This is a genomic window from Streptomyces inhibens, from assembly GCF_003389455.1.
GTDB classification, from domain to species: Bacteria; Actinomycetota; Actinomycetes; order Streptomycetales; family Streptomycetaceae; genus Streptomyces; species Streptomyces inhibens.
Genome location: NZ_QUAC01000022.1, coordinates 1 through 5226, shown reverse-complemented (window position 1 = coordinate 5226; position 5226 = coordinate 1). Strand labels below are relative to the sequence as shown.

Here is a 5226-nt window from a genome sequence, read left to right as displayed (position 1 = left end):
CGGCGGCCTGCGGCCACCTGCCGCTCGCGCTGCGGGCGGCCGGGGCGCGGCTGGCGGCCCGGCCGGGGTGGAGCGTCGCCGCGCTGCTGGAGCGGGTCTCGGACCAGGCCCGGCTCCTTGCGGAGCTGCGGGTGGGCGAGGTGACGGTCGAGGCGGTGTTCGAGATGTCGTTCGCGCAGCTGTCCGTCCGGCACGCCCAGGCGTTCCTTGCCCTGTCGGTCCCGCACTGCGCCGAGTTCGACGTACGGGCCGCGGCGGCGGCCCTGCGGATGCCGGAGCGGGAGGTGGAGGACGTGCTGGAGGCGCTGGTCGATGCCGCGCTGCTGGAGACCGGGGCGCCGGGCTGCTACCACTTCCACGACCTGGTCGGGGCGTACGCGCGGCAGAAGGCCCGCACCGAGTTACCCGGCACCGAGCACCGCGCGGTGGTGCGCGGCGCGGTCGACTTCCTGTGCGCCGGCGTCGTCGCGGCCGTACGGGCCACCCAGCCGCTGAGCGGCCCGCTGACCGCGGAGGCCCACCCGCGGCGGACCCCCGACCTGGAGATGTCCGGCGCGCCGGAGGCGGTGCGGTGGGTCCGCGGGGCACTGCCCTCGCTGACCGCCGTGGTCGAACAGGCCGCGGCCGACGGCGATCCGGACGCGGTGGCGCTGGCCGTGGACGTGCTGACCCTCGTGCCCTGCTTCGAGGAGGTGCTGCCCCTGGGGGCGCTCGGACGGGCCGCCACCGCCCTGCTCCCGGCGGCGCTGGCGCACTGCGGCAGGGACGTGATCGGTACCGCCTACTTTGCGGCGGGCGCGATCCTCAGGAAACACCCGAGCTCCGGTTCCCCGCACCGCGCCCGCGAACATCTGCGGAAAGTGGTGGAGATCTTCGGTGATGCGCCCAGGCCCGCCGACGGGCAGCGGCCGTTCCTCGCCGTGCTGTTCAGCCTCGCCATGCTGGCTCAACTGGAGCTTCAGCTCGGCAATTTCGAGGCGGCCCGCGGATACGCACAGCAGTCGGTGGCACTCGCCGCGACCACCGGCGACCGATCGCTGGTCGCCCGGCGCCGCACCGTCCTGCTCCAGATAGAGGTCCTGGATCCGGACCGGCACACGGAACTGGCCGCCATCGGGGCGCAGTGCCGGGAGCTGGCCGCTGTCCTCACTCGCTGCCAGGACGTGAAATGGCTGATCAGGGTGATGATGACGGAGGCGGACAGCCTGCTGTACGGCGGTCGGCACACCGCGGCGGTCCGGCTCTACCGCCGGGTGCTGGAGCGGGCCCGGGCCTCGCATCACATCCGCAACGTGACGGAGTGTCAGTCCCAGCTGGCCGTGGCCCTGTTGGCGGCCCGGGACGCCGATGCCGCGGTCGGCCACGCCCGGGAGGCGCTGGCCGGGGCCCAGGACGCCGGTGAACAGCAGCTGCTGGCGCGCAGCCACCAGGTACTGGGCGAAGCCCTGCGCGCCGTGGGGCGGTCCTGCGAGGCGGACGGCCACCTGGCGAAGGCCGCGGAGTTGTACCGGGAGTTGCGGCAGGCCGGGCCGGCCGTTGCCGCGCTCCCGTGACACATCCCGCCCGGGGCTCCCCCGGCGTCCGGGCGGGGCGTGTCACGCACGTACGGCATCACCTGCGCACGCGCTCCAGCCAGGCGGCCAGCACCGGTCCGATCTGCGCGAGTTGGTCCGGGCGGGTCAGCTCGCCGTGTGCGCCGCGCACCGGGGTGACGTCGACCCGGCCCGTGACGTACGGGTGCCAGTCGTCCGGCCGGGGGGCGTCCACGGCCTTGCCCTCGGTGGCCTCGAAGAGCAGCACATCGCCCTGGAAGGTGCGGGGCACGAAGCCGCTCTGGAGGTCACCGTGGTGCGCGAAGACCCGCAGCATGGCCGCGATGCCGCGCTCCCCGAGCAGGGCGAGTGGCCCGGCGGGGTCGTCGGCGTCCGGCTGCCGGCCCAGCGAGGCGAAGAGCGCCTGCCGGAGCTCGGCCTCGTTGACCGCCTCGCCCCCGCGTGGGGTGCCGCCACCCGGCGGGAAGCTGTCCATCAGCACCAGGGAAGCGACCTCTTGGCCCTCCTCCTGGAGCTGGACGGCCATCTCGTGGGCCACCAGGCCGCCGAAGGACCAGCCGAGCAGCGCGTAGGGCCCCTGCGGCCGGACCGCGCGGACCTGCGCCAGGTACGCCCGCACCATCTCCGCCATGCTGTCCGGGGCGGCGTCCGGCTCGGTGAGGCCGTGCGCCTGGAGGCCGTACACGGGCCGGCCGGGCGGCAGGTGGCGCAGCAGCCCCGAGTACACCCAGCTGATGCCTGCCGCCGGATGGACGCAGAACAGCGGGATGGGTGCGGCAGCCGCACGGGAGGACGACGGACGGGCCGTGCGCAGGGGAAGGAGCACGGCGAGCGAGTCCTCCCGCCGGTTCTCGGTGAGGCGCTCAGCGAGTTCGGCGACGGTGGGGGCGTCGAACAGGGTCCTGATGTCCAGCTCGGCCCCGAGCACGGACCGGATCCGGCCGATCAGCCGGGTGGCGAGCATCGAATGGCCGCCCAGCGCGAAAAAGTCGTCGTCGATGCTCACCTCGGGCACACCCAGCACCTGCGAGAACAGTCCGCACAGGAATTCCTCGCGCACCGTGCGCGGGCCGCGCCGGTGCTCCGCCGTGCCGCCACCCGGTGCCGGCAGCGACCGCCGGTCCAGTTTTCCCCGTGAGGTCAGCGGCAGGGCGTCCAGGAGGACGAAGGCGGACGGGACCATGTGGCGCGGCAGAGTGGCCGCCGCGAAGCGCCGCAGCGCGCCTGCGTCCGGCAGCTCCGCCGCCGGGCCGTCGCCGCCTCGTGTGGGAACCACATAGGCCACCAGCCGCCTGTCGCCGGGCCGGTCCTCCCTGACGATCACGGCGACCTGGCCCACCGCCTCGTGGCCGGCGAGCGCCGTCTCCACCTCGCCCGGCTCGATCCGGAAGCCCCGGATCTTGACCTGCTCGTCGGCGCGGCCCACGTACTCCAGGGCGCCGTCGGCGGTCCACCGCGCCAGGTCCCCGGTGCGGTACATGCGCTCACCAGGCCCTCCGAACGGGCAGGCCACGAACCGCTGCGCGGTCAGCGCGGGCCGGCCGACGTAGCCGCGGGCCACTCCGGCCCCCGCCAGGTACAGCTCGCCGGTGACCCCGGGCGGTACCGGCCGGAGCCCCGCGTCCAGGACGTATACGCGGTTGTTCCCCATCGGCCGCCCGATCGTCGGCCGCTCGTGGTCCGCGGCGTACGCGTACGTGACGTACACCGTGGCCTCCGTCGGACCGTAGCCGTTGACGGTCGTGGTCCCGGTCACGGCCCGCAGATCGCTCCACAGGGCCTGGTCGCAGCCCTCGCCGCCGAGTTCGATCACGCGCGGCCGGGCGGGCCGGTCGTCCGACAGCAGTCCCGCCGCCATCAGTTGGCGGCAGAACGTCGGTGAGATCTCCAGGTAGTCGATGGCCTCGGAGGCGACGTACTCGGCCAGCGCCTGCGGATCCCGGCGGGTCTCGTCGTCGACCAGGTGCAGTTCATGGCCTCCCATCAGCCACAGCAGCGAGCACCAGGACGAGTCGAAGGTCAGCGGGCCGGTCAGCGCGGCCCGCAGGCGTGGCCCGTCCGCCGCCTGCGCGGCGTGCACCTCGCCGAGGTGGCCGTGGAAGAGATTGATCAGGCCGCGGTGTTCGACGGCGACGCCCTTCGGCCGGCCGGTCGAACCGGAGGTGTAGATCACGTAGGCGAGGTGGTCCGGACGCAGCCGTACGGGACGGTCCTCGGGGGCGGGATCGGCGGATGGGTACCCGGCGCGGGCCGCGTGGACGGCGGGATCATCCAGCGGCAGGACCGGCAGCGCCGCCGCGCAGTGCGGTCGCAGCCGGACCTCGCCCGCCACGTCGGTCAGCAGCAGCACGGGGGCCGCGTCCGCCAGCATGAGGGCAAGCCGCTCCACCGGGTACTCCGGGTCCAGCGGTACGTAGCAGGCGCCGGCCTTCAGCACGGCCAGCTGGGCGACGAGGTGCTCGGCGGTGCGCGGCAGCAGCGTGGCGACGTGCTGGTCCGCCACCACTCCCTGGGCGATCAGCAGCCAGGCCAACTGGCTGGCGCGGGAGTTGAGTTCTCCGAAGGTCAGCAGGCCGTCCGCATCGACCAGGGCCGTGGCGTCGGGCGAGCGCCGGGCGTGCTCCTCGAAGACCTCGTGCAGCAGCCGGTCGTCCGGCAGCGGACGGTCGGTGTCGTTCCACTGCGTCAGGACGCGGGCGGTCTCCTGCGGGCAGAGCAGGTCCAGCGTGTCGAGGCGGGTGTCCGGCGCCTCGGTGACCGTGCCGAGGACCCGCAGCAGGCGCTGGACCAGGGACTCGGCGGTGCCGTGGTCGAAAAGGTCGGCCGAGTAGTGCAGGATGCCGCGGATCCCTGCGGGGCCTTCGTCCGCCGCCGCACACTCGACGAAGGTGAAGTCGAGGTCGAACTTGGCGGGGACGGTGTCNCGAAGGTGAAGTCGAGGTCGAACTTGGCGGGGACGGTGTCGAAGGACTGGGGGGTGAGGGTGGTGTCGGCGAGGCGGAAGCTCGCCTCGGCGTTGTTCTGGAGGACGATCATGGTCTGGAACAGGGGGTGCCGGCCGCTGGTGCGGTCAGGGTTGAGCTCTTCCACGATCCGGTCGAACGGCAGGTCCTGGTGGGCCAGCGCGGCGAGGTCGGTCTCGCGCACCCGCTGGAGGAGTTCGGCGAAGGTCGGATTGCCGGAGGTGTCGGTGCGCAGGACGAGGGTGTTGACGAAGAAGCCGACGAGGTCGTCGAGGGCCTGATCGGTGCGTCCTGCGGTGGGGGTCCCGAGCGGGATGTCGGTGCCGGCGCCGAGCCGGGTCAGCAGCGTCGCCACCGCGGCCTGCAGGGCCATGAAGACCGTCGCGCCGTGGTCGCGGGCCAGGGAGGCCAGGCAGCCATGGAGTTTGGCCGGCAGCTCGAAGCGCACCAGACCGCCCTCGTGGGTCGGCTGCGCCGGGCGCGGCCGGTCGGCGGGAAGCGCCAACTCCTGCGGCAGACCGGAAAGCGTACGGGCCCAAAACGCCGCCTGCTCCTCCCCCACCTCCTCCAACAACTCACGCTGCCACAAGGCGTAATCGGCATACTGAACCGGCAACGCCACCCACCGCGGAACACCACCCGCCAACCGCGCCTCATAAGCAACCGACACATCCCGCAACAACGGCGCCTCCGACCACCCATCACTCGCA

Annotated in this window: 2 protein-coding genes and 1 pseudogene; 1 reads left to right on the top strand and 2 read right to left on the bottom strand. The window is 73.4% G+C overall.

The window, feature by feature from the left end; genetic code table 11:
* Positions 1–1553, top strand: a pseudogene (locus tag DY245_RS03885) (AfsR/SARP family transcriptional regulator); the annotation flags it as partial.
* Positions 1554–1611: 58 nt separating this feature from the next.
* On the opposite strand, the gene DY245_RS48115 reads toward DY245_RS03885, so the two are convergent.
* Together DY245_RS48115 and DY245_RS48110 are read right to left on the bottom strand one after the other, a co-directional pair.
* Positions 1612–4194: an amino acid adenylation domain-containing protein gene (locus tag DY245_RS48115; RefSeq protein WP_425329341.1), complete on the bottom strand. Its 2583-nt coding sequence runs from the start codon at positions 4192–4194 to the stop codon at positions 1612–1614.
* 283 nt (positions 4195–4477) lie between these two features.
* Positions 4478–5226 (bottom strand): condensation domain-containing protein (locus DY245_RS48110; RefSeq protein ID WP_425329340.1); only part of this gene is annotated, 749 nt, incomplete at both ends.